Consider the following 25,892-nt stretch of genomic DNA (forward strand, 5'->3'; position numbering starts at 1 on the left):
GCCATGACCGAGCACACGAGCGACCAAGAGAACCCGAGCAAGACCCCGAGCCGGCCCGAGGGCCAGGACACGAGCGAAACCATGGACAACAAGAACCCGCAGGACCCGGGCACCACCGAGGTGCTGCCCGCGGCGGAGACCCCGCCGACGCAGGAGATCGCCCAGGCCACCCAGCGGCTGCCCGAGGGCCCCGCGCCCGAGGGAGAGGTGCACCCGGCCTACGGCGTCGCCGCGGCACGGGTACAGGAGCAGGAAGCGGCGGCTACCGCCGTCCAGGACGCCCCGGCGCGCGACGACTCCGACCCGCTCGCCGCGCTGCGTGACCCGGCGCCCGAGGCGTCGGCCACACCCGGGGCGACCGCTCCGGCGTCCGCCCCCGCCCAGGCGCAGCCGACGCAGGCACAGCCGGTTCAGCAGGCGCGACCCGCCCAGGCGGAGCCGACCAAGGCGGCCGCACGGCGCGGCCCGCGTGTCGGGACGGCCGTGTGGGGGCTGATAGTGATCGCCGTCGGCCTCGGCATCCTCGCGGTGTCCGCGGGCGTGATGTTCGACGTGGGCGTCGCCCTCATCCTGCTGCTCGGTGCGGCGGGCGTGATCCTCGTCGTCGGATCGGTGATATCGAGCGTCCGCCGGCGCTGAGCTCCTGTGAGGTCTGGCGAAGTAGAGCGCCTGTCCGAGTCTTCCTGGCGACACCGGGAGACCCGGACAGGCGCTCTACTTCGCCAGACCTCAGACGGCCCTCGGTGCGAGGATGACCAGCGTGCGTATCACCCACGTGTCGGACACCTATCTACCGTTGCTCGGCGGGATCGAGGCCCAGGTGAGCCGCCTCGCCGGCCAGCAGGCGGCGGCCGGGCACGAGGTGGAGGTCATCACCACCACTCCCGCCACCCCCGGTGCGCACGGGGTGAGCACCACCGTCCGGGATGGCGTCACCGTGCACCGCATCGCAGCCCGCGTCCCGGGCGGCTGGCCCATCCATCCGCGCTCGACGGCCCACGTGACCGCCCGCCTCCGGGCGGCGATCGCGCGGGGTGAGCGGCCCGACGTCGTGCACCTGCACATGGGCGTGCTCGCCCCGACCGCGCAGGCCGCGCTGCGGCCCGTGACCCGTCTGGGGCTGCCGGCCGTGCTGACCGTGCACAGCGTGTGGGGCGCGGCCTGGCGCCTGTTCGCCGCTGCCGACGCCGTGGGCCGCTGGTCGCGTCTGCCCGTGCGTTGGTCCGCGGTGAGCGAGCTGACGGCGGAGCCGCTACGGCGGCTCGTCGGCCCGGGTGCCGGCGGTGGCGTCGCCGACGTCGCGATCCTGCCCAACGGCCTCGACCTGGACGCCTGGCGGGTGCCGCGCACGGAACGCGCCGCCCGGCCCGAGGGCTCGGCGGTGCACGTGGTGTCAGCGGCGCGGTTCGCGCCGCGCAAGCGGATGCTGCCGCTGCTCACCGCGGCCGCCGACGCCGTGTCCCGGCTCCCCGCGGGCGCGCTGTTCGTAACCCTCGCGGGTGATGGCCCGGAACGTGCGGCGGCGCGGCGGTTCGTCGCGGAGCACGGGCTGCGCGACGTCGTCTCCCTTCCCGGGCGGCTCACCGGCACCGAGCTCAAGCGGCTCTACGCGCGCGCCGACGTCTTCGCCGCGCCCGCCGTCGCCGAGGCGTTCGGCCTCGCCGCGCTCGAGGCACAGGCCGCGGGGCTGACGGTGGTCACCCGCGCGGGTTCCGGCGTGGCCGAGCGGGTGGTGGACGGCGCCACGGGCCTCGTCGTACCCGACAACGCCGCGCTCACCGCAGCGCTCGTCCGGCTCGCGACCGAACCGGACCTGCTCGACGGGCTGCTGGCTCGGGCGGCGACCCCGCCGTCAGGCGTGGCCTGGCCGGAGGTCCTGGCCACGACGGAGCAGGCGTACGAGGAGGCCGCGGCGCTGGCCCTTCCGAGCCGCCGACCGTAGACCTGGTCGCGCCATCTCGCCGGACGTAGGGCTGGTCGCTTCATGCAGGCCCATTGGGGCTACCCCTCCTACGCTCGGCTCATCGCTCCGCCTGGTGCGGCGCCTTCGGGCGCCCGATAGCCTCGCTCGGTGAGCCCCACCGAACCCGCCGCGACGAGCCCTGCCGTGCCCTTCGCCGTCCGGCTGTACCGGCGGGCCCGAGCCGAGGTGGTGCCGTACGCACGGGCCATCGTGGTGGCCGCCGTGCCGGCCGTGGCCTGGGCCCTCTGGGCGAGCGGCCCCGGCTGGCTCACGCCGGCGTACCTCGTGCTGGCCGTCGTGGGCGCGGCACTCGGTGTCATCGACGCGCACACCCACCGGCTGCCGAACGCGCTGGTGTTCCCCCTGACGTGGGCGACGGCGGCGCTGCTCGCCCTCGCCGCGCTCGGCACCGGCGACTGGGGCTCGCTCGGGCGGGCAGCGCTGGGCGGCCTGGCGTTCTTCGCCGTCTACCAGGTGCTCTACCTCGTCGCACCGCGCGGGGGCATCGGGTACGGCGACGTCAAGCTCGCCCTGAGCCTCGGCGCGGTCCTCACGTGGCACTCGTGGACCACGCTTCTGGTCGGCGTCTTCGCCGCGCATCTCCTGGCCGGTGTGGTCGCGATAGTCCTGCTCCTCGGGCGGCGCGCGGGCTGGAAGACCGGTATCGCGTTCGGCCCGTACATGCTGCTCGGAGCCATGATCGGGCTGACGTGGGCACGACTCGGGGGCTGACCGGGCCGCCCGTTCCACTCGCCTCGCCCGCGGGAGAAAACTGTTTGCATGTATCAACGTGGGTGAAAAATCCTCGTCATTGGAGACCGGCGACAACAACGTCGCCGGCAGACATGAGGAGTACTCATGACGAAGGACGCACGCGTTACCCCCGCGCTCCGGACCCGGCTGACGGCCGTGGCCTCCGGGGCGTTGCTGTTGCTGGCGCTCGGCGCCGCCGCCCCCGCGATGGCGCGGACGATCGACCACAGCCCGGCGGACCTGCAGGTCGAGGAGGTCACCTCGAGCGCCCCCGTGATGGTCAGCGACCTGGAGGCAGCGCCCGCCGGCGTGACCGCGACGTACTACTGCGCAGTTCGTGACGGGACCTTCGGGTGCAAGCCTGATGAGCCCGGAGACGGACTCGTGGTCGCCGAGCTGTTTCAGCACGCAGACTTCGGCGGATGGCGTGTCGTCGTCTTCAACGCGGCCTATTCCGTGGGCTGCAGCAGCGGCACCGGCGACAACGAGGGTGGCGCGAACCTCTTCGAATTCGCGAACGCCGTGAGCTCCGTAAAGACGCACAACCAGTGCGACGTCAAGTTCTTCGACGGCAACAACAAGAGCGGCACCGCCACCGGCTTCATCGACCGGGACAACAACCTCGGCAGCTTCAACGACCGCGCGAACTCGTTCGCGATCTCCTGATCTCTGAGCTGATCGCTCAACCAGGAGCATGACTGCGGCCCCGCCCCGGAACCGGGACGGGGCCGCAGGACATCACTCCCACTCGATGGTGCCCGGCGGCTTGCTCGTCACGTCGAGCACCACGCGGTTGACCTCACGCACCTCGTTGGTGATGCGCGTCGAGATGGTCGACAGCACGTCGTACGGCAGGCGGGTCCAGTCCGCCGTCATCGCGTCCTCGGACGAGACCGGGCGCAGCACGATCGGGTGGCCGTAGGTGCGGCCGTCGCCCTGGACGCCCACCGAGCGGACGTCGGCGAGCAGCACCACGGGGCACTGCCAGATCTCGTTGTCCAGGCCGGCCTTCGTCAGCTCCTCGCGGGCGATGGCGTCGGCGCGGCGCAAGATCTCCAGGCGCTCGGCGGTGATCTCGCCGACGATCCGGATACCCAGCCCCGGACCGGGGAACGGCTGGCGCGAGACGATCTCCTCGGGCACGCCCAGCTCGCGGCCCACCGCACGGACCTCGTCCTTGAACAGGGTGCGCAGCGGCTCGACGAGGTCGAAGTCCAGGTCGTCGGGCAGACCGCCCACGTTGTGGTGGCTCTTGATGTTGGCGGCGCCCTCGCCACCACCCGACTCCACGACGTCGGGGTACAGGGTGCCCTGCACCAGGAACTTCACGTCCTCGCCGTGCTCGCCGGCCTCGGCGACGATGTCCCGCTGCGCGTCCTCGAAGACGCGGATGAACTCGCGGCCGATGATCTTGCGCTTGGTCTCCGGGTCGCTGACGCCCGCGAGCGCCGTCAGGAAGCGCTCCTTCTCGTCGCGGACGATGAGGCGGACGCCGGTCGAGGCGACGAAGTCGTTCTCGATCTGCTCGACCTCGCCGGCCCGCATGAGGCCGTGGTCCACGTGCACGCAGGTGAGCTGGTCTCCGACGGCCCGCTGCACGAGCGCGGCGGCGACGGCGGAGTCGACGCCGCCGGACAGCGCGCAGATGACGCGGGAGGTGCCGATCTGCGCCTTGATGGCGGCGACCTGGTCGGCGATGACGTTGCCGGGGGTCCAGTCGGGCTTCAGCCCGGCGCCCTCGTAGAGGAAGTGCTCGAGCACGGTCTGGCCGTGCGCCGAGTGCTTCACCTCGGGGTGCCACTGCACGCCGTAGAGGCGGCGGCGGGTGTCCTCGAACGCGGCGACGGGTGAGCCGCTCGACGTCGCGAGGACCTCGAACCCGACGGGCGCCTTGTGCACGGCGTCGCCGTGGCTCATCCACGCGGTCTGGTGCTCGGGGGTGCCGGCGAGCAGCACGCCGGAGGCGCAGACCTCGACCTCGGTGCCGCCGTACTCGCTCAGGCCGGTCTGGGCGACGTCGCCGCCGAGCGCCTGCGCCATGGCCTGGAACCCGTAGCAGATGCCCATGACCGGCACGCCGGCCTCGAACAGCTTGGGGTCGACGAACGGGGCGCCCGCCGCGTACACGGACGAGGGCCCGCCGGACAGGATGATGGCCGCCGGGTCCTTGGCGAGCATCTGCTCGACCGTGAACGTGTGGGGCACGATCTCCGAGTACACCTTCGCCTCGCGCACCCGGCGCGCGATCAGCTGGGCGTACTGCGCGCCGAAGTCGACGACGATGACCGGGCGGGGGGTCTGGGGCTGATTCTCTGGCTGACCGGAGGTAGCGGTGGCGGGTGACGTCACGAGCACAAGTCTATGTGCCGTGCGACGGCCCGGCGCCTCACACCGGTGTTACGTCCCGCACCTCGCCGTCGGCCCGGTGGCGGCGTCGGCCCGGTGGCGGCTCACCACTCCGCGAACGAGCCGTCGGCGTGCCGCCAGACGGGGTTGCGCCAGCGGTGACCCTCCGCGGCGCGCTCGCGCACGTAGTCCTCGTCCACCTCGATCCCGAGGCCCGGGCCCTGCGGGATCGCCACGGAGCCCGCCTCGTACGCGAAGACCGTCGGGTCGACCAGGTAGTCCAGCAGGTCGTTCGAGGTGTTGTAGTGGATGCCGAGGCTCTGCTCCTGGATCACCGCGTTGTAGGCGACGGCGTCGAGCTGCAGGCAGGCCGCGAGCGCGATCGGGCCGAGCGGGCAGTGCGGGGCGACGGCGATGTCGTAGGCCTCGGCCATGGCCGCGATCTTGCGGACCTCGGTGATGCCGCCGGCGTGGGAGAGGTCCGGCTGGATGATGTCGACCACCCCCGACGTGATGACGTTCTTGAAGTCCCACCGGGAGTACAGCCGCTCGCCGAGCGCGATCGGCGTGGCCGAGTTGCGCAGCACGTCGGCGATCCCGTCCACGTGCTCGCTGAGCACCGGTTCCTCGACGAACATCAGGTGGTACGGCGCCAGCGCGTCGAGCAGGACGCGGGCCATGGGGCGGTGCACCCGTCCGTGGAAGTCGACGCCGATGCCGATGTCCGGGCCGACGGCCTCCCGCACCGCCGCGACGTTGGCGACGACCTGCTCCACCTTGTCGCGCGAGTCGAGGTACTGCAGCTCCTCCGGGCCGTTCATCTTGATCGCCGAGAAGCCGCGCTCGACCGCGGCCTTCGCCTGGGCCGCCGTCTCGGCGGGCCGGTCGCCGCCGATCCAGGAGTAGACCTTGATGCGATCACGGACCCGGCCGCCGAGGAGCTCGTGCACCGGGACGCCGAGCGCCTTGCCCTTGATGTCCCAGAGCGCTTGGTCGATACCGGCCAGCGCGCTCATGTGGATGCCGCCGCCCCGATAGAACCCGGAGCGGTACAGGACCGTCCAGTGCTCCTCGATCCGCCGGGGGTCCTGGCCGATCAGGTAGTCGGACAGCTCCTCGACGGCGGCCGCGACGCTCGCGGCGCGCCCCTCGAGCACCGGTTCGCCCCAGCCCACCACGCCTTCGTCGGTCTCGATCTTGAGGAAGAGCCAGCGGGGCGGGACGGCATAGGTCGTCATCGACGTGATCTTCACGGCAGGCCTCTCAGCTTCTTTGCTTGTGTCGTCGGTTGTGTCGCGGGGCTGTGCTGCGGGCTGAGCCGCGGCTAGGCGGTGGCGGCGGACCAGATCCGGACGAGCTCGGCCGCCCGCGTACCGACGATGTCCGGCCGATCGCCCGGACGGTAGAGGGACGTGCCGATGCCCGCGCCTGCGGCGCCCGCGTGCGCCCAGCCACCCAGGTTCCCGGCGTCGACGCCACCGACGGGCACGAGTGCGGTGCCTGCCGGTAGGACGCTCGCCCACGCGCGCATGCCGTCGATGCCCACCGCCGTACTGGGGAAGAGCTTGATGGCGCGCGCCCCGGCGTCGAGCGCGGCGAACGCCTCGGTAGGCGTCGCCGCCCCGGGGTAGCTCTCGAGGCCCAGCCGGACGGTCTCCGCGACGACGTCGGGCCGGGTGTTCGGCGAGACGATGAGGGAGGCACCGGCGTCGGCGGCCCGGCGGACGTCGTCCGGGGTGAGCACGGTGCCGGCCCCGACCCGGCGGTCCGCCGGGCCTGCCGCCCGGATCCGGCGGATCGACTCGAGCGGGTCCGGGGAGTTGTACGGCACCTCGACGGCGTCGAAGCCCGCGGCGAAGATCGCCTCCGCCACGGCGACGGCCTCGCCGGGCGTCACCCCGCGCAGGATGGCCACGAGGCCTGTGGGGCGGGAGGTCATGCGGGCTGGTCCTTCCTTGCCGGGTTGCTGGGTGGGGTGGTCGCCGACGTCGTCGGGGGGCGTACGGCGAGGCCCGCGTCGAGCGCGATGCCCCACAGCCCGCGGGCCGCGGCGTCCTCCCCGACGGTGCGGACGGAGGCCCCGCCCCGCTCCAGCGCGAAGCGGTAGCGGTGCTCGGTCGCCGGTGGCCCGCAGAGTGCGACGACGCCGGCCGGGGTACCGCGCAGCATGTGCCGCACCTCGGAGCCGACCAGGAGGCCGGAGACGTAGTCGGCGATCTCGGAGGGGTCGAGCCGGCCGGCGAGGGCGAGCGGCCGCGCCGTGAAGAGCAGGGCAGCCAGACCCCGCTCCTCGCCGCGGGCGTCCTCGGCGTCGAGCCCGCGGGTGAACGCCTCGGTGACCGCGGTACCCGGTTCCCCCGTCGCGAGCCGCGCGAGGATGCTGTCCCGCATCAGCAGGCCATAGAGCTCGCCGGTCATGGCGGTGGTGAAGCCCGTGACGCGGGTGCCGTCGAGGCGCACCCACTTGGAGTGCGTGCCGGGAAGGACGACCGTCGCCGGGCCGTCCGCGACCTCGGCCAGCGCTCCGACGAGCTGCACCTCCTCACCCCGCAGCACGTCCGGGTCAGGGCGGTCGACCCGCAGGCCGGGGACCAGGTGGACCACGGACTCCCCGGCGGGCACCACCGTCAGGTGCTCCGCCAGCTCGACGAGATCCGCCGGGACGTCGAGGTAGCCGGCGTCGGCCCAGCCGTGGTTGGACCCCGCCATCCCCGCGCACAGCACGGGCACCCCGGGGTGCTCGTCGAGCCAGGTCAGGCACAGCCGTCGGAACGCTTCCTCGAACGCGAGGGCCCGCACCCGTGCCGAGTCGGATCGCCCGGAGATCGTGAGGGCGCCGTCGGCCGTCCGGACGCTGTCGAGCACCGAGCCCGTGTCGTCCAGGAGCCAGGCGCGGAACGTGGTGGTCCCCCAGTCGAGTGCGACCAGCGCGGCGTCGCGCCTCGGTCCGTCGTCAGCCATGTCCTGGACGGTAGGAGCAGCGTCCCGACTATGCGTACCACGTCCCTATTATCGGGATACGGTGACCCGGTGACCGGCCCATCCGACGCCCCCGCGTCGCTCGCGCTCGACGTTCCGGGCGCCCGCGCCCGCGACGAGACCGCCGCCGCTCCCCCTGGCACCCAGACGCTCGCCCGTGGCATCGCCGTCGTCAACGCGGTGGCCCGCGGCAGATCCCGGCTGCGCGAGATCGCGGAGGAGACCGGAGTCGGCCGCAGCACCACACATCGCCTGCTGCAGCTGCTCCTCGCGACGGGCTACCTCCGCCAGCTCGACGACGGCGCCTACGCGCTCGGCCCCGCTCTGATCGAGCTCGGTTACCAGGCGCTGCAGGAGAATCCGGTGACCGCCATCGCGGCGCCTGTGCTGCGCAGACTGGCCGAGCGGGTCCACGACACCGTCCACCTCGCGATCGAGGACCGGGGACAGGTGCTCTACCTGGACAAGATCCCTGGGACCCGCGGGGCGGTCATGCGGTCGCAGATCGGGCACCGCATGCCGCTGACCCGGACCGGCATCGGCAAGGCGCTGCTCCTCGACAGCCCGGAACGCTGGAGCGACCGGTTCCTCGCGGAGCGGCCGGTCACCGCAGGGCAGGGCCTCGCGCGGGACGTCCTGACGGTCGACGCGTTCGTGCAGGTCATGCACGCCTCTGCCGGCCGAGGCGTGGCGTTCGACCTCGAGGAGAACGAACCCGGCATCCTCTGCGTCGCGGCGCCGGTCCGCGACACGTCGGGCTCGATAGTCGCCGCGATCAGCGTGACGGCCACCCGCCCCTACATGCCGCCCGAACGCCTGGAGGCGCTGGTGCCGATCGTGCACGACGCCGCCGCCCGCATCTCGGCGGGCCTGGGCTGGCGGCTGAGCTAGGAGTCCGGCGCCTACCCAGGGATCTGGCCCGAAACTCGCGTAAGTTCGGGCCAGATCACTGGGTAGGCGCAACCGAGGACCAGTCTCGGGGACCAGCAGCCGAGGGCTACTCGTGCTGCCAGCTGTGCCAGAGCTTCGCGTACTCGCCGCCCGCGGCGACCAGCTCGTCGTGCGGGCCGATCTCGGTGATGCGGCCGCCGTCGAGAACCGCCACGCGGTCGGCGTCGTGCGCGGTGTGGAGGCGGTGCGCGATGGCCACCACCGTGCGCCCGTCGAGCACCGCGTTGAGCGAGCGTTCGAGGTGCCGGGCCGCGCGGGGGTCCAGCAACGACGTCGCCTCGTCGAGCACCAGCGTGTGCGGATCGAGCAGCACCAGCCGCGCGAGCGCGATCTGCTGCGCCTGGGCCGGGGTGAGCTTGTACCCGCCCGAGCCGACCTCCGTCGCGAGACCGTCGTCGAGCGACTCGACCCAGCCGTGCGCGTCGACCGCCCGCAGCGCGTCCATCAGCTCGTCGTCGCCGGCGTCGATCTTCGCGAGCCGCAGGTTCTCCGCGAGAGACCCCACGAACACGTGGTGCTCCTGGGTCACGAGCGCCACGTGCTTGCGGAGGTCTTCCAGAGGCAGGTCCACGAGCGGGACGCCGCCGACCTTCACCGTGCCGCCGGTGGGCGGGTGGATGCCGGCCAGCATGCGGCCGAGGGTCGACTTGCCCGAGCCAGAGGGCCCGACGATCGCCAGCCGCTCCCCCACCCGCAGGTCGAGGTCGATGCCGTGCAGCACGTCGGTGCCCGCCCGGTAGGCGTAGCGGACGTCGACGCCGCGCACCTCCTCGTCGGCCGGTACCGCGTCGCCCGCCGTGCGGTCGGCCGGCACCAGGCGGACGCCGATGATCCGCGACAGGGACGTCGCGGCCACCTGGATCTCGTCGAGCCAGAAGATGAGCTCCCAGATCGGCCCCTGCAGCTGGTAGGCGTACATGACGACCGTGGCGACCATGCCGATGGTCACGGTGCCCTCGGACGCCAGGAACCCGCCCCAGACGAGCACCGTGATGGGCGCGAGCATGAACGCGAAGTCCACGCCCGGGAACAGCACGGTCCGGAGGTTGAGGGTGCCGAGCTCCGCCTCGAACGCCTCGTGCAGGTCCTCGTCGCCACGCGTGGTCCGCCGGCGGCCGATCCTGAGCGCGTCGATCGTGCGCGCGCCCTCCACCGACTCGGTGACCGTGCCGTCGAGCCGCGCGTACGCGGCGGACTCACGCTGGTAGGCGGGCGTCGCCCGCTTGAGGTACCAGCGCGCCACCGTGACGAGCACCGGGACGCCCACGAACATGCCCAGCGCCACCAGCGGCGACACGACCATGCTCATCACTACCGTCAGCACGAGCGTGACCACGGCGATCACCAGTCGCGGCACGCCGAACCGGACGGCGTTCTGGATCCGGCCGACGTCGCGCGTCGTACGGGCGATGAGGTCGCCGGTGCCCGCGGTCTCGACGGTGGACAGCGGCAGCGCGGTGACGGTCTCGACGAACTCCTCGCGCATGTCGGCGAACACCGTCTCGCCGAACACCATGGCGCGCCGCTGCGCGAACCGGGTGATCAGCGCCTGCAGCACCACCGCGGCGACCGCGACGAGCACCAGGTTGCGCGCCACCTCGACGGTGGTCCCGCCGATGACCGCGTCCACGAGCTTGCCCAGCACCAACGGGCCGACCAACCCGGCCACGGCGGCCACCGTGTTCGCCACGGTGATGACGATCAGCGGCGCCCGGTGCCGCGCGAGCAGCCCGCGGGTGTAGCGCCAGGTCTCTGCGGCGTCCGCTATCGACAGGATCTTTCCGGTGCTCATGCCGTGCCTCCTTCCTGTGCATTGGCGGTGTCCAGCAGCTCGTCGAGCTCCAGGTCGAGGTCGTCGTCCAGCGATCGGCCCACGACCCGGCGATAGCGGGCCGCCTCGCGCCCGCCCTCCGCACCGGTGGGCAGGTCCAGCAGCTCGCGATGCGTCCCGTGCGTGACGACGCTCCCGTCCTCCAGGAAGATCACGTCGTCCACGTGGTCGAGCACCAGGGGGCTCGCCGTGACGATCAGGGTGGTCCTGCCACGGCGCCAGTCGGTGAGCCGCTGCGCGATGCGCGCCTCGGTGTGAGCGTCGACCGCCGAGGTGGGCTCGATCAGCACCAGGATCTCCGGATCGGTGAGCAGCGCCCGGGCCAGTGCGACCCGCTGCCGCTGGCCGCCGGACAGCGAGCGCCCCTTCTCCGGGATCTCGCCCTCGATACCGTCGGGCAGCGAGTCCAGCACGTCGTGCGCGTCGGCGATGTACATGGCACGCAGCAGGGCCTCGGCGGTCGCCGAGTCCCGCACGTCGAGCTCGCCCGCGAGCCTGCCCGAGAACAGCGACGGCGTCGCGTCCGCGACGACTATGCGTTCCCGCAGCTCGTCCTTGTCGAGCGCGGCGAGCCGGACGCCGCCGAGCGTGACCGGGGTACCGGCCTCGCCCTCGTCGTCGAACCGGCCCATCCGGATCGCCACGTCCGCCGACTCGTCGGGGTCCGCACTCACCAGGGCGACCACCCGACCGGGCCGGAGCGTGACGCCGGACGTCTCGTCGACCAGTGGGACGTCGGCCGGCGGCATCTCCGCGGTCGAGGCGTCGGCGCCGGTGGCCGGGACGACCTGCAGCACCTTGATGACCTTGCCCGCCGCGACGTGCGCCTTGGTCACCACGTTCACCGACTGCACGAGCAGGTGGACGGGCCACGACAGGAAGGACGCGTACCCGTAGAACGCGACGAGCTGACCCGTGGTGATCCGCCCCGCGATGGCCTCGACCGCGCCGAGGTACACGACGAGCGCGATGAAGAGCCCGGGCAGCAGGATCTGCAGGGCGTCGAGCACCGACTGGGTGCCTGCGACGTCGACACCGGTCTGGCGCACCTTCTGCGACTGCGCCCGGTACCGGCCCGTGAAGACCTTCTCCCCGCCGATGCCACGCAGGACCCGCAGGCCGGAGACGGTGTCGGCGCCGAGCGTGGTGAGCCGGCCCTGTGCGTCACGCTGCTGCTTCTGGCGCTTCTGCAGCGGCTTGACCAGCAGGGCGAGGATGGCGGCGACCACCGGCAGCCCGAGCGCGATGACGAGGCCCAGGGTGAGCGACTGGTTGAGCATCAGCACCACGACGATGCCGTAGGTGGCGATGCTGCCGATCGTCTGTGCGGCGATGCCGAAGATCTCGCCGATGCGCATCGTGTCGTTGGCGACCGACGACACCACCTCACCGGTGGGCAGCTCCTTGGTGATGTTGTGCCCGGACCGCGACACGGTGCGCGTCACCAGCTGAGACGTGCGGAACGCCGCGTGCATCCACGCCGAGATGTCCCACCGGTGCCCGATCGCGTTGGCCGCGATCCACACCAGGCCGACGCCGAGCATCAGCCCGGCCCAGGTCCACGTGGTCCGGTCGAGCCCGGATGCGGAGGCGCTGTCGATGATCCGGCCCAGGAAGAACGGCTGGAAGGCGCTGCAGGTGAAGCCCACGACGCCGAACAGCATCGCGACGAGCAGCACCCGGACCTGCTTCCGGGCAAGCCACAGAAGCAGGGTGAGTGGTCCGCGCAGCGGCGGGGTGCCGGGATCGGCAAAGGGGAGGGAGCGCACGACCAACACCGTACGGAGGACCACTGACATTGATCCACGCTTTATCGGGACGGCAGATCCGACGGCAGGGAGCACCCCCGGAAGAGGCATATCCTCGATGATTGTGAGTACCCCTCAGACCACTCCCGACATCTCTGCCGAGGCCGCGGCCGTCGCGATCCGCAAGGCCCGCAGCGCCATGGCCCGCTACCGCTTCATGGCGCTCGTCACCGGTGTCATGCTGCTGATCCTCTGCGTCGAGCTGGGCATCAAGTACGGCCTGGGTGCGCTGACCGACGTCGAGGGCGTCATGCCGTTCATCGCCTGGGTGCCGTTCGCGCACGGCTGGATCTATGTGGTGTACCTGGTCACCGTCGCGGACCTCTGGTCGAAGATGCGCTGGGGCTTCGGCCGCCTGGTCACGATGGTGATCGCCGGCGTCGTCCCGGTGATGTCGTTCGTGCTCGAGAAGAAGATCCACACCGAGGCCGAGGCGAAGCTCGTCGCGCTGGAGAAGCGCTACCTGGCCTGACGCAGCTCGGCGCGCAGACGGGGTCCGAGCAGCCCGAGGATCTCGGCGCCCGGCTCGTCCTCGTCCGGCAGCATGTCGACGAACGCCGCGGTGACGAGCTCGTCCACCTCGGGGGCGGACCCGAGCTCGGACTCGAAGAAGTCGAGCACCGCACGCACCTCTGCCACGGGATCCGGAGCCGCGGAGGTGAACAGCCGGAGCGCCTCGGCCCGCTCCTGGTCGGTCCAGTCGTCGTCGATCTCGAGGGCCGCCCCGCCGGTGAGCAGCGCGACCGCCCGCTCGGCGACGTCGCTGAGGAACGGGTGCGCGAGCACCTCGTCGTGGTAGCCGTATCGCTCGGCGTCGGCGAGCGGCCGGAGCGCGGGCACCGCCCGCAGCAGCCGGTCGAGGAACGCGGCGACCGCCGGCTCGTTCCGGTGGTCGCGGTCCTGGTCGAGGGCGGCCCGCACCCGTGGGCCCAGCCCGTCGGCGATCTCCCCGCCCGGCTGACCGGGCGACGGGACGTGGATCAGGTAGGCGCTGACGATGTCCTCGCCGACGACCGGCGGGCCGGCCTCCAGCAGTGCGCCCAGTGCGACCATCGCGTCGCGAGCCGCCAGGTCACCGGCCTGTACCCGCGCCACGAGCGCCGCCGAGACCAGCTCCATCACGAACCCGTCGGTCATCAGGTCGACGTCGAGGCCGGCGTCCAGCCCGGCCCGTACCTCGCTGCCCGCGACCTCCCGGGCGAGCGGCACGGCGGCGAGCACCGTGTGCTCCAGCCAGGCGGACCCGGTCCAGGGTCCGGTCCACGATCCGGTGTCGCTCATCGTCGTCCTCCAGCTTCAGCGCCTGCCGCAGGTAGCCATCCTTGCGCATCCCCCGCACGCCCCTGGGCACCCGGACGATGACCGCGGCGTACCTGGTTCAATGCGAACGTGAACGCCTACGACTTCGACGCCCTCACCGCCGACCGTCTACGCGACAACGGCAGCCTCAAGTGGACGGCCTTCCCCGACAAGATCGGGGCCTGGGTCGCGGAGATGGACTTCCCGATCGCGCCCCCGATCGCCGCCGCGCTCCACGACGCCGTGGACCGCAGCATGTTCGGCTACCTCCCGCGGCACCTGCTGACCGGCACGGCCGAGGCGTACGCAGCGTTCGCCGCCGACCGGTACTCCTGGACGGTGGACCCGGCACGGGTGCGCCCGGTGTCCGACGTGCTGACCGCGCTGGTGCACGCCATCATGCACTTCTCGCGCCCCGGATCGCCGGTCATCGTCCCCTCCCCGTCGTACATGCCGTTCCAGACCCTGCCGGGCGAGCTGGGCCGCGAGCTCATCCAGGTCCCGATGCTGCGCGACGCCGACGGCCGGTACACGTACGACCTGGACGCGCTCGACGAAGCGTTCCGCGCGGGCGGTCACTTGCTGGTGCTGTGCAACCCGCACAACCCGATCGGCCGGGTTCTCGAACCCGACGAGATGCTGGCCGTCGCGGAGGTCGTGGACCGCCACGGCGGGCGCGTCTTCTCCGACGAGATCCACGCCCCGCTGGTCTACCCGGGCCGCCGGCACGTCCCGTACGCGTCCCTGAACGAGACGACGGCGGGTCACACCCTCACCGCGACCTCGGCCTCGAAGGCCTGGAACCTGCCGGGCCTCAAGTGCGCGCAGGTCGTCCTGTCCAACGACACGGACGTGAAGATCTGGAACGAGGCGGGCGCCGAACGGATCGAGGAGAGCGCGTCGACGCCGGGCATGCTGGCCAACCGCGTCGCCTACACCGAGGGCCGGGACTGGCTGGACGACCTCGTCGCCTACCTGCACGGCAACGTCACGCGGCTGGGTGAGCTGCTCGACGGGACCGGGATCGGCTACCGAGCACCCGAGGGGACGTACCTGACCTGGCTGGACTGCCGGGGACTGGAGCTCCCCGGAGGGCCCGCCGGCGCGGCCGCCCACTTCCGCGAGCGGGCGGGCGTCGTCCTGGTCGACGGGAGCGAGTGCGGCGATGCCGGCCGGGGCTTCGTGCGGCTGAACGCGGCGATGCCCCGCCCGGTCCTGGAGCAGGCGGTCGGCCAGATGCTGGAGAGCCTGGACCGCTGACCTCACTGGTGGTCGAGCTTGTCGAGACCCCGGGGTCTCGACAAGCTCGACCAGCGTTCGGGCGCTTACGCGGACGGCAGTCCCGCGATGCCCGTGTCGGCGTCGGTGGGCTCGCCGCCCCGGCGTCCGCCGGCCATCTCGTCCCGCACCAGACGGATCCACAGGAGCACGGCGAACCCGCCGAACACCCACCACTGGAGCGCGTAGAACACGTTCTGCAGGTTGGCGCCCGACCCCCCGTCGATGGTAGGTCGCGGCAGCGCCGCGACTCCCCCGCTCTCGGGCGAGCCCGGCCCTCCGTTCGCGACGAGGTAGCCCGTGTAGATCGGCCCGCCCCACTCGTTGACGAGCGCGCTGAGGGCGATCTGCTCGGTCTGCCCGTCCACCACGGCGGCGCTGCCCGACGTCGACTCGCCCACCTGGAGCCAGCCCGTCAGCGTCACCTCGCCGTCGGGGCGGGTCAGCGCGGCGGCGTCCGCGGGTGCTGCCACCCAGCCCTGGACGACGGCGAGCACCGGCGCGCCCGAGAGATCGGCCCAGGAGGCGCCGCCCGTCCCGTCGTCCGTCACCCGGAAGGGGGTCAGGACGAGGTACCCGGTATGCCCCTCCAGGACGCGGCCGGGAACGAGCAGCGAGCCGGAGTCCTCGAACTCGCCGGCCACCCGGACCTCGCGTCCCACGAGCTCGCCGGGGAAGCTCTCCTGCGGCGCGAGCACGTCGCCCAGCCACGACGGCCCAGCGGCCACGGCCTCTGCGGCCTCCTGCTGCGCGGCCAGCTCTGCACGCTCGTACGCGCGGTCCAGCTGCCATGCGCCGAGCCTGCCGCACACGAGCGCCGCGAGCACGAACACCAGCAGCAGGCCGATCATGCGGGGCTGCCGGGCGACCTGGAAGAAGGTGCGGCGCTCGGGGTGCGCATCGGCGTCGGACGCCGTCTGCGTGGGTGTGCTGGAGGCACTGACAGGCATGACGTCAACGGTAACCGCCCACCGAGGCGTCAGAAGCACAGGTCGCCCCTGTGAGCTCGACGTCTCACATCTCACACACCAGGTCCCGGACTGTCCTATCGCGTGCCGAGCAGTTCTGCGTTCGAATGAACAAGCAGACAACCCGGCACAGATCCCGCACGTAACTCCCGTAGGAGCAGATGCGATGACCACGACAGCAGTCCCCGACACCACCCCCGCCGGATGGCGCGCCACGGGCGTCGCCGAGCTGGAGCCCGCCGAGCTGGAGCGCATCGATGCGTGGTGGCGGGCGGCGAACTTCCTCTCGGTCGGGCAGATCTACCTGCTCGACAACCCGCTCCTGCGCGAGCCCCTCGTCCCGGAGCACGTGAAGCCGCGGCTGCTGGGGCACTGGGGCACCACACCGGGCCTGAACTTTCTGTACGCGCACCTGAACCGGGCGATCAAGGAGCGGCAGCAGCAGACCGTGTATGTGACGGGTCCCGGGCACGGCGGGCCGGGCCTGGTCGCCTCGGCCTACCTGGACGGCACCTACTCCGAGGTGTACAGCGACATCACGCAGGACACCGAGGGTGTCAAGCGCCTGTTCCGGCAGTTCTCCTTCCCGGGTGGGATCCCGAGCCACGTCGCGCCGGAGACCCCTGGGTCGATCCACGAGGGCGGCGAGCTCGGTTACGCGCTCAGCCACGCCTACGGTGCCGCGTTCGACAACCCGGATCTTCTGGTCGCGGCGGTGGTGGGCGACGGCGAGGCGGAGACCGGTCCGCTGGCCACGTCCTGGCACTCGAACAAGTTCGTCAACCCCGCGCAGGACGGCGTCGTGCTGCCGATCCTGCACCTCAACGGCTACAAGATCGCCAACCCGACCGTCCTGGCGCGTATCCCGGAGGACGAGCTGCGCGATCTCATGGTCGGGTACGGGCACAAGCCGTACTTCTTCACCGTGGAAGACGGCTCGCAGGAGGCGCCCGCCGAGTTCCACGCACGGTTCGCCGCCCTGCTGGACGAGGTGCTCGACGAGATCGCCGCGATCAAGGCGCGCGCCGCGCAGGGTGACCTGAGCCGTCCGGCCTGGCCGATGATCGTGTTCCGCACCCCCAAGGGGTGGAGCGGCCCGGCCGAGATCGACGGCAAGAAGACGACCGGTTCGTGGCGCGCGCACCAGGTGCCGCTCGCGAACGCCCGGGACACCGACGAGCACCTGAGCGTCCTGGAGACATGGCTCAGGTCGTACCGCCCGGAGGAGCTGTTCGACGACGACGGTCGCGTGCTGCCCGAGATCGCCGCACTGGCGCCGCAGGGCGAGCTGCGGATGAGCGCGACCCCGCACGCCAACGGCGGCCTGCTGCTCAAGGACCTGCGCCTGCCCGACTTCCGCAAGTACGCCGTGGACGTGCCCTCACCGGGAGGCTCAATCTCGGAGGCGCCACGGGTCCTCGGCCAGTGGCTCACCGACGTGATCCGGCTCAACCCGACCAACTTCCGTATCTTCGGGCCGGACGAGGTCGCGTCGAACCGCCTGCAGGCCGTGTACGACACGACGAACAAGCAGTGGAACGCGCAGTACATCGGCCCGGAGGTGGACGACCACCTGGCCCGCGCGGGCCGCGTCATGGAGATGCTGAGCGAGCACCAGGTGCAGGGCTGGCTGGAGGGCTACCTCCTGACCGGCCGGCACGGGCTGCTGACGAGCTACGAGGCGTTCATCCACATCATCGACTCGATGTTCAACCAGCACGCCAAATGGCTCAAGGTCACCAACGACATCCCGTGGCGGCGGCCGATCGCGTCCCTGAACTACCTGCTGTCCAGCCATGTGTGGCGGCAGGACCACAACGGGTTCAGCCACCAGGACCCGGGGTTCATCGACCACGTCGTGAACAAGAAGGCCGAGATCGTCCGGGTCTATCTACCCCCGGACGCCAACACGCTCCTGTCCACCTACGACCACTGCCTGCGCAGCCGCCAGTACGTGAACGTCGTGGTCGCGGGCAAGCAGCCCGCCCCCAACTTCCTCACCATGGAGCAGGCCGTCGAGCACTGTTCGCGTGGCCTGGGGATCTGGGAGTGGGCGGGCACGGAGGTGCCGGGCGAGAAGCCGGATGTGGTGCTCGCGGCGGCGGGCGACGTGCCGACCTTGGAGGTGCTGGCCGCGGCCGACATCCTGCGCCGCGAGCTGCCCGACCTCAAGGTCCGCGTGATCAACGTCGTGGACCTGATGCGCCTGCAGGACGCGTCCGAGCACCCGCACGGCCTGAAGGACTCCGAGTTCGACGGCCTGTTCACGAGCGACCGGCCGGTCATCTTCGCGTACCACGGCTACCCGTGGCTCATCCACCGCCTCACCTACCGCCGCGCGGGCCACCCGAACATCCACGTGCGCGGGTACAAGGAGGAGGGCACCACGACCACGCCGTTCGACATGGTCATGCTCAACGATCTGGACCGGTACCACCTTGTGATCGATGTCATCGACCGGGTTGCGTCGCTCGGCAGCGCCCAGGCCGGGCTGCGGCAGCGCATGCAGGACGCGCGACTTCGTGCGCGTGCCTGGACCCGGGAGCACGGCGACGACATCCCCGAGGTGCGCGACTGGGTCTGGCCCGACGCCCAGGACCTGGCCGACGGCGGCCAGGTTGACGCTACGCTCGGCACCGGTGGAGACAACGAGTAGCAGCAGATCTCGCCATGCGAGATCGGTCAGAGTGAACACGGAGCCACATGTGACCGGCGCAACCCGCAGCATCGTCATCGCGAGCCCGGAGGGCGAGAGCGGAAAGTCGACGGTCGCGCTGGGCGTCCTCGATCTGCTGGTCCGCAAGGGCCAGCGGGTCGGGGTCTTCCGGCCCGTGTCGCGCGCCACCGAGGCCGAGGACACGAGCGGCGAGCGCGACCACGTCCTGGCGCTCCTCCTGGAGCACGACGGCGTCGACATCGCCTACGACGACGCCGTCGGCGTGACCTACGCGGACCTGCACGCCGACCCCGAGGCCGCGCTGAGCCGCATCGTGTCCCGGTTCCACGACCTGGCCGGGCGCTGCGACTCGGTGGTGATCCTCGGCACCGACTACACCGACGTCGCAGGCCCCACCGAGCTCTCGTTCAACGCGCGGATCGCGGCGAACCTCGGCGCGCCGGTGCTGCTCGTGGTCTCGGGCCGCGAGCGCACCCCCGAGGGCATCCGCGCCCTGGCCGACGTGAGCCTCGCCGAGCTGGCGGCCCACCACGCGCAGGCGATCGGGCTGGTCGTCAACCGCGCGGACACCCACAGCGCCCTGGACGTGCGGACCCTGCTGGCCGAGGCACAGCCCGACCTGCCCGTCTGGACGATTCCCGAGGAGCCGTTCCTGCAGGCCCCGACCGTCGGCCAGCTCCTGGAGGCCGTGGACGGCACGCTCGTCCTGGGTGATCCCGAGCTGCTGGGCCGCGAGGCGCTCGAGCTGCAGGTCGGCGCCATGAGCTTCGAGCACCTGCTCGAACGGCTGACCGACGGCGCGGTGGTCATCACCCCGGGCGACCGGATCGACCTGCTGATCGGGCTGCTCGCCACGCACATGACGCCGTCGTTCCCGTCGCTGGCCGGGATCATCCTCAACGGCGGGTTCTACCCGCAGGGCCGCCCGGCCGAGCTGCTGGAGGCGATGCGTCCCAAGCTGCCGATCATCACCACCGAGCTCGGCACCTACCGCACAGCCCGCGCCGCGGCGGAGACCCGCGGCCGCGTGGACAAAGGCTCGGTCCGCAAGGTCGAGACGGCCCGCGCCCTGTTCGAGCGCAACGTCGACTCCGCCGCGCTGGCCGCCCGCCTCGACCTGCCCCGCCCGCAGGTCGTCACGCCGCTCATGTTCGAGTACCAGCTGATCGAGCGGGCGCGCGCCGACCGCCGCCACATCGTGCTGCCAGAGGGCAGCGACGACCGGATCCTGCGTGCCGCCTCGACGGTGCTCGCCCGCCATATCGCGGACCTCACGATCCTCGGCTCCGACGAGTCGGTCCGCGCCCGTGCCGCCGAGCTGGGCCTCGACATCGAGGCCGCCCGCGTGCTGTCGCCGCACGACCCGGAGCACGTGGAGAAGTTCGCGGCGGAGTACACCCGGCTGCGTGCCCACAAGGGCATGACGGTCGAGCGCGCGCGGGAGATCGTCACCGACGTCTCCTACTTCGGCACGATGATGGTGCACCTCGGTCTCGCCGACGGCATGGTCTCGGGCGCCGCCCACTCGACCGCGCACACCATCCGGCCGTCGTTCGAGATCATCAAGACGAAGCCCGGCACGTCGTCGGTGTCCTCGGTCTTCCTCATGTGCCTCGAGGACCGGGTGCTCGTGTACGGCGACTGCGCCGTCATCCCCGACCCGACGTCGGCCGAGCTCGCCGACATCGCCATCTCCTCGGCGGCCACCGCGCGGCAGTTCGGCGTCGACCCGCGCATCGCGATGCTCTCCTACTCCACCGGCACGTCCGGCACGGGCGCCGACGTCGACAAGGTGCGCACCGCCACCGAGCTGGTCCGGGAGCGCATCACCCAGGCCGACATGGAGCTCGACGTGGAGGGCCCCATCCAGTACGACGCCGCGGTGGACGCCTCGGTCGCCGCGTCCAAGCTGCCCGGGTCGGACGTCGCGGGGCGCGCCACCGTGTTCGTCTTCCCCGACCTGAACACCGGCAACAACACCTACAAGGCGGTGCAGCGGTCGGCCGGTGCGGTCGCCGTCGGCCCGGTGCTGCAGGGCCTGAACAAGCCGGTGAACGACCTGTCCCGCGGCGCGCTCGTCCAGGACATCGTGAACACGGTGGCGATCACGGCGATCCAGGCCCAGACCAAGGAGTCCGCATGACCCTCACCCCAATCGATCACTCGCTGCGCTCCCGATCGGCCGGGGACCCCGAGACACGCACCGTCCTCGTCCTCAACTCCGGCTCCTCCTCGCTGAAGTACCAGCTCGTCGACCCCGGGTCGGGTGAGGCCCTCGCCGGAGGCATCGTCGAACGGATCGGCGAGGCCGGCGGGCGGGTCAAGCACGAGGCCAAGGGCGAGGAAGTGGTGCGCGACCTGCCGGTGCCCGACCACGGCGAGGCGCTCCGGATCGTCATGGGCCTGTTCGACGAGTTGGGTCCGTCCCTCGCGGAGGCGGGCATCGCCGCCGTCGGGCACCGGGTGGTGCACGGCGGCGAGGTGTTCAGCGCCCCCACCCTGATCGACGACGACGTCGTGGCCGGCGTCCGCGACCTCATCCCGCTCGCGCCGCTGCACAACCCGGCCAACGTGACGGGCATCGAGGTGGCGCGCGAGCTGCTGCACGTGCCGCACGTCGCCGTGTTCGACACGGCGTTCTTCGCGACGCTCCCCAAGGCCGCCTCGACGTACGCGCTGGACCGCAAGGTCGCAGCCGAGCACGGCGTACGCCGCTACGGGTTCCACGGGACGTCGCACCAGTTCGTGTCGTCGGCGGTCGCGGAGCATCCGGCCGTCCTCGCCAAGCTGGCAGTCGCAGGGCGCGGCCCCGAGACGCTGCGCCAGGTGGTGCTGCACCTGGGCAACGGCGCGTCGGCGTCGGCCGTGCTGGGCGGCGCGCCGGTCGACACCTCGATGGGCCTGACGCCGCTCGAAGGCCTCGTCATGGGCACCCGCTCCGGCGACCTGGACGCGGGCATCATCTTCCACCTGGTGCGCGGCGGGATGTCCGGCGACGAGGTCGACACCCTGCTCAACAAGCGTTCGGGCCTGCTAGGCATGTCCGGGGTGGGCGACATGCGCGAGCTGCAGAAGCTCGTCGCGAGCGGTGACGACGACGCGCGCCTCGCGCTCGACGTCTACCTGCACCGGCTGCGCAAGTACGTGGGCGCCTACGCGGCGGTGCTGGGTGGCATCGACGTGCTGACGTTCACCGCCGGCGTCGGCGAGAACGACCACCGCATCCGTTCCGGGGTCGTACGCGGGCTGAAGTTCCTGGGCCTGACCGTCGACGCGGTGGCCAACGAGACCCGGTCCGACGAGGCCCGCGTGATCTCGGTCCGGAAGCCGGCCGAGCCTGGCTCGCCGGCCGAGCCGCACTCGCTGGTCGAGCCTGTCGAGGCCCCTCTCGTCATGGTGGTCCCGACCAACGAGGAGCTGGCGATCGCACGCCAGACGATGGCTCTGGTCGAGGGCTGACCGCGCACCAACCGCAGTGCGGCGCCTCCGGGTCACAGGTATCCGGACGCCCGGAGGCTTGACGTTCGCGGCCTCGCCGAGGAGGATCACCACATCCATGATGACGTCAACATCGGTTCGCTCACGAGCAGATGTTCACGTGAACATCCACCCGGCAGGTCCCGAATCGTCGCACTGACGCGAGAGGAGGGCTCAACGATGAGCTCGATGAGAAAGACCATAGGACGACGGCGCGCAGGTGCCGTCCTGACGGCGAGCGCGCTGCTGGCGGCGGGGCTGGCCCCGGCGACGGCGAACGCCCAGCCCGACGCACCCCAGGCCGCCACAGCCGCGGCCACGAGCGCGGCGGGGGTGACGGTGCGCCCCGACCCGTCGTACGCGGGCGAGCCCTTCGAGGGCTGGGGCACCAGCCTCGTCTGGTTCGCCAACGCCACGGGCGGCTACCCGGACGAGATCCGGAACGAGCTCGCCGACATGCTGTTCGGCGAGGACGGCATGAACCTGAACATCGCCCGGTACAACATCGGCGGCGGCAACGCCCCCGACGTCCCGGACTACCTGCGCGCCGGCGCCGACGTCGAGGGCTGGTGGAAGGCGCCCGAGGGCACCACCCGCGAGGACGTCGACTGGTGGGACCCGGCGAACCCGGACCACTGGAACCCGGACGCCGACGCCACGCAGCGCTGGTGGGTCGACCGCATCAAGGACGACATCACGCACTGGGAGACGTTCAGCAACTCCCCGCCGTGGTTCCAGACGGTCAGCGGCTACGTCTCCGGTGGGTTCAACTCCAACGACGACCAGCTCAAGCCCGAGAGCATCGAGGAGTTCGCCGCCTATGTCGTCGGCGCGACCGAACGCCTCGAGGACGCGCACGGGATCGACGTCGACACCATCGACGCGTTCAACGAGCCGAACACGGACTACTGGGGCACCAGGCTCGGCGCCGACGGCAATCCGACGGGTGGCCGCCAGGAGGGCGCCCACATGGGGCCCGCGCTGCAGCAGCAGGTGCTCCCGGTGCTCGCCGACGCCATCGGCGGTTCGACGACGGACGCCCGGATCTCCGCGATGGACGAGACGAACCCGGGCAAGTTCGCGACCAACTGGAACTCGTACCCCGACGCGGTGCGCGACCAGGTGTCCCAGCTGAACGTGCACACCTACGGCACTGGCCAGCGCACCACCGTGCGCGACATCGCCAAGGGCGAGGACAAGCCCCTGTGGATGAGCGAGGTCGGCGGCTCCTGGTCCACCACGGGGCAGGACTTCGAGTCGATGGAGTCCGGCCTGGGCAGCGCGCACCAGATCATGGACGACCTGCGCGAGCTCGAGCCGTCCGCGTGGGTGTTCTGGCAGCCCGTCGAGGACTACGACAACATGGCGCCCGGCGGCGAGAGCCCCGAGGGCGGCAACTGGGGCGAGATCCAGATCCCGTTCTCCTGCACCGCTGAGGACACGCTGGAGACCTGCCCCATCTACACGAACACCAAGTACTGGGTCACCCAGAACTTCACGCACTACATCACGCCCGGTGACCGCCTGATCGGCGTCGACGACACCGACAGCACCGCCGCCGTGTCCGCCTCGGGCGACGCAGCGACGGTGGTGCACGTCAACGACACCACCGCGGACCGGGACGTCACCCTCGACCTCTCCGGCTTCGGCAGCGTCGCGTCCGGCGCGACCGTCACGCCCGTCGTGACCAGCGTCGACGGTTACCTCGTCGAGGGCACGCCGGTAGCCGTGCAGGACGCCGCCGCGACGCTCACCGTGCCCGCGGAGTCCGTCACGACGTTCCTGGTCGACGGCGTCTCCGGCGTAGCGGACGACACCCCGCTGGCGCAGGACGGCCACGTGTACCGGATCGACGGCGTGCAGTCCGACCTGTCGCTGGCGCCTGACGGCGACGGCGGGGTGCAGATCTCCACCGACGACCCGGCAGCGGCCGGGCAGCTGTGGACGCTCACCGACCTGGGTGCTCCCGAGGGCTCCGGAACTCACCGCACGCGGTACGCGGTGACCAATGTCGGCACCGGTGAACAGCTCGCGGTCACCGCGGACGGTTCCGCGGTGCTCGTCGACTCCCCCACCGACCCGGCCGACACCCCGGACACCGCGCGCTGGGTGCTCTCCACCACCGGGGACGGTACGTACACCCTGGTCAACGTGGTCGCGCGCACGGTGCTCGAGGTGGGCGGCGAGGCACGGGTCGACGGTTCGCCCGTGGGCACCTACCTCGCCAACTCCAACGCCAACCAGCGCTGGGCGATCGTCGACGAGACGGTGCTGGGCACCACGCCGGTCGACGCGTTCACCCGCCCGGGGACCACGCCCGAGCTGCCGGAGACCGTCACCCCGATCTACCCGGGCGGGGCGCGCGGCGCGCTGCCCGTGACCTGGGACATGCCCGGCGACGCGGCGTGGGCGCAGGCCGGGATCGTCGAGGTCACCGGCACCGTGGCCATCCCGGCGGGCGGCACCGTCGAGGCGACCGCGACGGTCGTCGTCGACATCCTGGAGCGGACCCTGCCCGCCCAGGGCGCCGCCTACATCGGGGGCTCCGCCGAGCTGCCGGCGACGGTCACCGCGATCGCCGCCGGCGGCGCTTCGGTGGAGCGCCCGGTCACGTGGGAAGAGGCGCCCGACGGCGCGTTCGACGAGCGGGGCGCCGTCGAGCTGCAGGGCATCGCCGACGCCGGCGACTCGAACACCCTGCCCGCGATCGTCCGGGTACTGGTCGCCGAGCCCGGTGAGGCGAACGTGGCCCTCGCGGAGGGCACCACGGCGTCGGCCACCTACACCGAGCCCGGGTACCCGGCCGATAACGTCATCAACGGCGACCTGGACGACAAGGGCTGGTCCAACTGGCGGTCCGGCACCAAGAACGCGCAGGACACGCTGACCGTCACGCTGCCGGCGGAGCGCGACGTGACGCGCGTGGTCACCCGCTTCTTCCGCGACGGCGGCCACCTCAGCTGGGCGCGCACGGTGGCGCTCGAGGCCCAGGTCGACGGCGTGTGGCAGGCCGTTGGCGATCCGGTCCCGGTGACGTCCGACGGCGCCGCCCCGGTCGTCGACCTCCCCGCGGACGTGCGCGCCGACGCCGTCCGGGTGGTCATGACCGCCCAGGAGAACGTGCACATGATCGTCAGCGAGATCGAGGTCATGGCGAAGGTGCCCCGTGAGGCCTCACCTCTCTGGGAGTCGTCGGTGCGGTACCGCTCGGGTGACGAGGTCTTCCACGACGGCGGGTACTACCGGGCCGCCTGGACCACCAAGCAGGAGCCGAGTGGTGCGGCCTACGGACCGTGGCAGGAGACCCTCCGGTCCGGGGACGGCACCGCCGTCTGGACGCCGTCGCGGATCTTCGTGCGGGGCGACGTCGTGGTGCACGACGGCGAGCAGTACCGGGCGAAGTGGTGGACCCGCAACCAGGAGCCCGGGGACCGGTTCGGACCGTGGCAGGTCGTCGGGTCGTGACCTGACCGGTGCGAGTCCTGCGGCCCTGACTCGACGTACTTGGTACGTCGAGTCAGGGCCGCAGGCCTGTCTGATCGCTGGTCGGACCGCGCGTAGG

At 71.8% G+C, this 25,892-nt stretch carries 19 protein-coding genes; 11 read left to right on the top strand and 8 right to left on the bottom strand.

Annotation, left to right across the window (positions count from 1 at the left end; translation table 11 throughout):
- Positions 1–3 precede the first annotated feature (3 nt).
- The 4 genes from ACFO6V_RS11330 (at position 4) to ACFO6V_RS11345 (ending at position 3,382) form a co-directional block, all read left to right on the top strand.
- A complete protein-coding gene (locus tag ACFO6V_RS11330) occupies positions 4–639 on the top strand; it encodes a hypothetical protein (RefSeq protein ID WP_377135367.1) in 636 nt (211 codons plus the stop codon).
- A gap of 121 nt (positions 640–760) precedes the next feature.
- The gene (locus tag ACFO6V_RS11335) at positions 761–1,942 is read left to right on the top strand and encodes a glycosyltransferase family 4 protein (RefSeq protein ID WP_377135369.1); all 1,182 of its coding nucleotides are present in this window, start codon (positions 761–763) and stop codon (positions 1,940–1,942) included.
- A 129-nt stretch (positions 1,943–2,071) separates the two neighbouring features.
- A complete protein-coding gene (locus tag ACFO6V_RS11340; protein WP_377135371.1) occupies positions 2,072–2,695 on the top strand; it encodes a prepilin peptidase in 624 nt (207 codons plus the stop codon).
- A 126-nt stretch (positions 2,696–2,821) separates the two neighbouring features.
- On the top strand, positions 2,822–3,382 hold the full coding sequence (locus tag ACFO6V_RS11345; protein ID WP_377135373.1) for a hypothetical protein: 561 nt from the start codon (positions 2,822–2,824) through the stop codon (positions 3,380–3,382).
- A gap of 72 nt (positions 3,383–3,454) precedes the next feature.
- Here the strand turns inward: ACFO6V_RS11345 and guaA are convergent, their stop codons facing one another.
- The 4 genes from guaA to ACFO6V_RS11365 form a co-directional block, all read right to left on the bottom strand.
- A complete protein-coding gene (guaA, locus tag ACFO6V_RS11350; RefSeq protein ID WP_377135375.1) occupies positions 3,455–5,065 on the bottom strand; it encodes a glutamine-hydrolyzing GMP synthase in 1,611 nt (536 codons plus the stop codon).
- A 101-nt stretch (positions 5,066–5,166) separates the two neighbouring features.
- On the bottom strand, positions 5,167–6,315 hold the full coding sequence (gene dgoD / locus ACFO6V_RS11355; RefSeq protein WP_377135377.1) for a galactonate dehydratase: 1,149 nt from the start codon (positions 6,313–6,315) through the stop codon (positions 5,167–5,169).
- A 71-nt stretch (positions 6,316–6,386) separates the two neighbouring features.
- Positions 6,387–7,001, bottom strand: a complete 615-nt coding sequence (locus ACFO6V_RS11360; RefSeq protein ID WP_377135379.1) for a 2-dehydro-3-deoxy-6-phosphogalactonate aldolase — start codon at positions 6,999–7,001, stop codon at positions 6,387–6,389.
- Complete coding sequence (locus ACFO6V_RS11365) at positions 6,998–8,023, bottom strand: 2-dehydro-3-deoxygalactonokinase (protein ID WP_377135381.1); 1,026 nt, start codon at positions 8,021–8,023, stop codon at positions 6,998–7,000. Before ACFO6V_RS11365 ends, ACFO6V_RS11360 begins: the two co-directional genes overlap by 4 nt.
- A gap of 69 nt (positions 8,024–8,092) precedes the next feature.
- Between ACFO6V_RS11365 and ACFO6V_RS11370 the strand changes: the two genes are divergently transcribed.
- Positions 8,093–8,932 (top strand): IclR family transcriptional regulator, encoded by an 840-nt coding sequence (locus ACFO6V_RS11370; RefSeq protein WP_377135383.1) that lies wholly within the window; start codon positions 8,093–8,095, stop codon positions 8,930–8,932.
- Positions 8,933–9,038: 106 nt separating this feature from the next.
- Here the strand turns inward: ACFO6V_RS11370 and ACFO6V_RS11375 are convergent, their stop codons facing one another.
- Together ACFO6V_RS11375 and ACFO6V_RS11380 are read right to left on the bottom strand one after the other, a co-directional pair.
- A complete protein-coding gene (locus ACFO6V_RS11375) occupies positions 9,039–10,784 on the bottom strand; it encodes an ABC transporter ATP-binding protein (RefSeq protein WP_377135385.1) in 1,746 nt (581 codons plus the stop codon).
- Positions 10,781–12,622: an ABC transporter ATP-binding protein gene (locus ACFO6V_RS11380; protein WP_377135387.1), complete on the bottom strand. Its 1,842-nt coding sequence runs from the start codon at positions 12,620–12,622 to the stop codon at positions 10,781–10,783. The genes ACFO6V_RS11375 and ACFO6V_RS11380 overlap by 4 nt, the downstream gene beginning before the upstream one ends.
- A gap of 67 nt (positions 12,623–12,689) precedes the next feature.
- On the opposite strand from ACFO6V_RS11380, the gene ACFO6V_RS11385 reads away from it, so the two are divergent.
- On the top strand, positions 12,690–13,103 hold the full coding sequence (locus tag ACFO6V_RS11385; protein WP_377135390.1) for a DUF3817 domain-containing protein: 414 nt from the start codon (positions 12,690–12,692) through the stop codon (positions 13,101–13,103).
- On the opposite strand, the gene ACFO6V_RS11390 is transcribed toward ACFO6V_RS11385, so the two are convergent.
- Positions 13,091–13,912, bottom strand: a complete 822-nt coding sequence (locus ACFO6V_RS11390; RefSeq protein WP_377135392.1) for a hypothetical protein — start codon at positions 13,910–13,912, stop codon at positions 13,091–13,093. The two genes, ACFO6V_RS11385 and ACFO6V_RS11390, sit on opposite strands and share 13 nt — an antisense overlap.
- Before the next feature lie 108 nt (positions 13,913–14,020).
- Between ACFO6V_RS11390 and ACFO6V_RS11395 the strand changes: the two genes are divergently transcribed.
- On the top strand, positions 14,021–15,190 hold the full coding sequence (locus ACFO6V_RS11395; RefSeq protein WP_377135394.1) for a MalY/PatB family protein: 1,170 nt from the start codon (positions 14,021–14,023) through the stop codon (positions 15,188–15,190).
- Between the two features lie 65 nt (positions 15,191–15,255).
- Here ACFO6V_RS11395 and ACFO6V_RS11400 read toward each other — a convergent pair whose 3' ends face one another.
- On the bottom strand, positions 15,256–16,158 hold the full coding sequence (locus tag ACFO6V_RS11400) for an SURF1 family protein (protein ID WP_377135396.1): 903 nt from the start codon (positions 16,156–16,158) through the stop codon (positions 15,256–15,258).
- 184 nt (positions 16,159–16,342) lie between these two features.
- On the opposite strand from ACFO6V_RS11400, the gene ACFO6V_RS11405 reads away from it, so the two are divergent.
- The 4 genes from ACFO6V_RS11405 to ACFO6V_RS11420 all read left to right on the top strand — a co-directional run bounded on the left by ACFO6V_RS11405 (position 16,343) and on the right by ACFO6V_RS11420 (position 25,795).
- On the top strand, positions 16,343–18,832 hold the full coding sequence (locus ACFO6V_RS11405) for a phosphoketolase family protein (RefSeq protein WP_377135398.1): 2,490 nt from the start codon (positions 16,343–16,345) through the stop codon (positions 18,830–18,832).
- 49 nt (positions 18,833–18,881) lie between these two features.
- Complete coding sequence (gene pta / locus ACFO6V_RS11410; protein WP_377135400.1) at positions 18,882–20,996, top strand: phosphate acetyltransferase; 2,115 nt, start codon at positions 18,882–18,884, stop codon at positions 20,994–20,996.
- Positions 20,993–22,312, top strand: coding sequence for an acetate/propionate family kinase (locus tag ACFO6V_RS11415; protein WP_377135402.1), 1,320 nt, complete (start codon positions 20,993–20,995; stop codon positions 22,310–22,312). The genes pta and ACFO6V_RS11415 overlap by 4 nt, the downstream gene beginning before the upstream one ends.
- A 207-nt stretch (positions 22,313–22,519) precedes the next feature.
- Positions 22,520–25,795, top strand: a complete 3,276-nt coding sequence (locus ACFO6V_RS11420) for an Ig-like domain-containing protein (protein ID WP_377135404.1) — start codon at positions 22,520–22,522, stop codon at positions 25,793–25,795.
- Positions 25,796–25,892 lie beyond the last annotated feature (97 nt).

This window comes from Promicromonospora alba, from assembly GCF_042654905.1.
Classification (GTDB): domain Bacteria; phylum Actinomycetota; class Actinomycetes; order Actinomycetales; family Cellulomonadaceae; genus Promicromonospora; species Promicromonospora alba.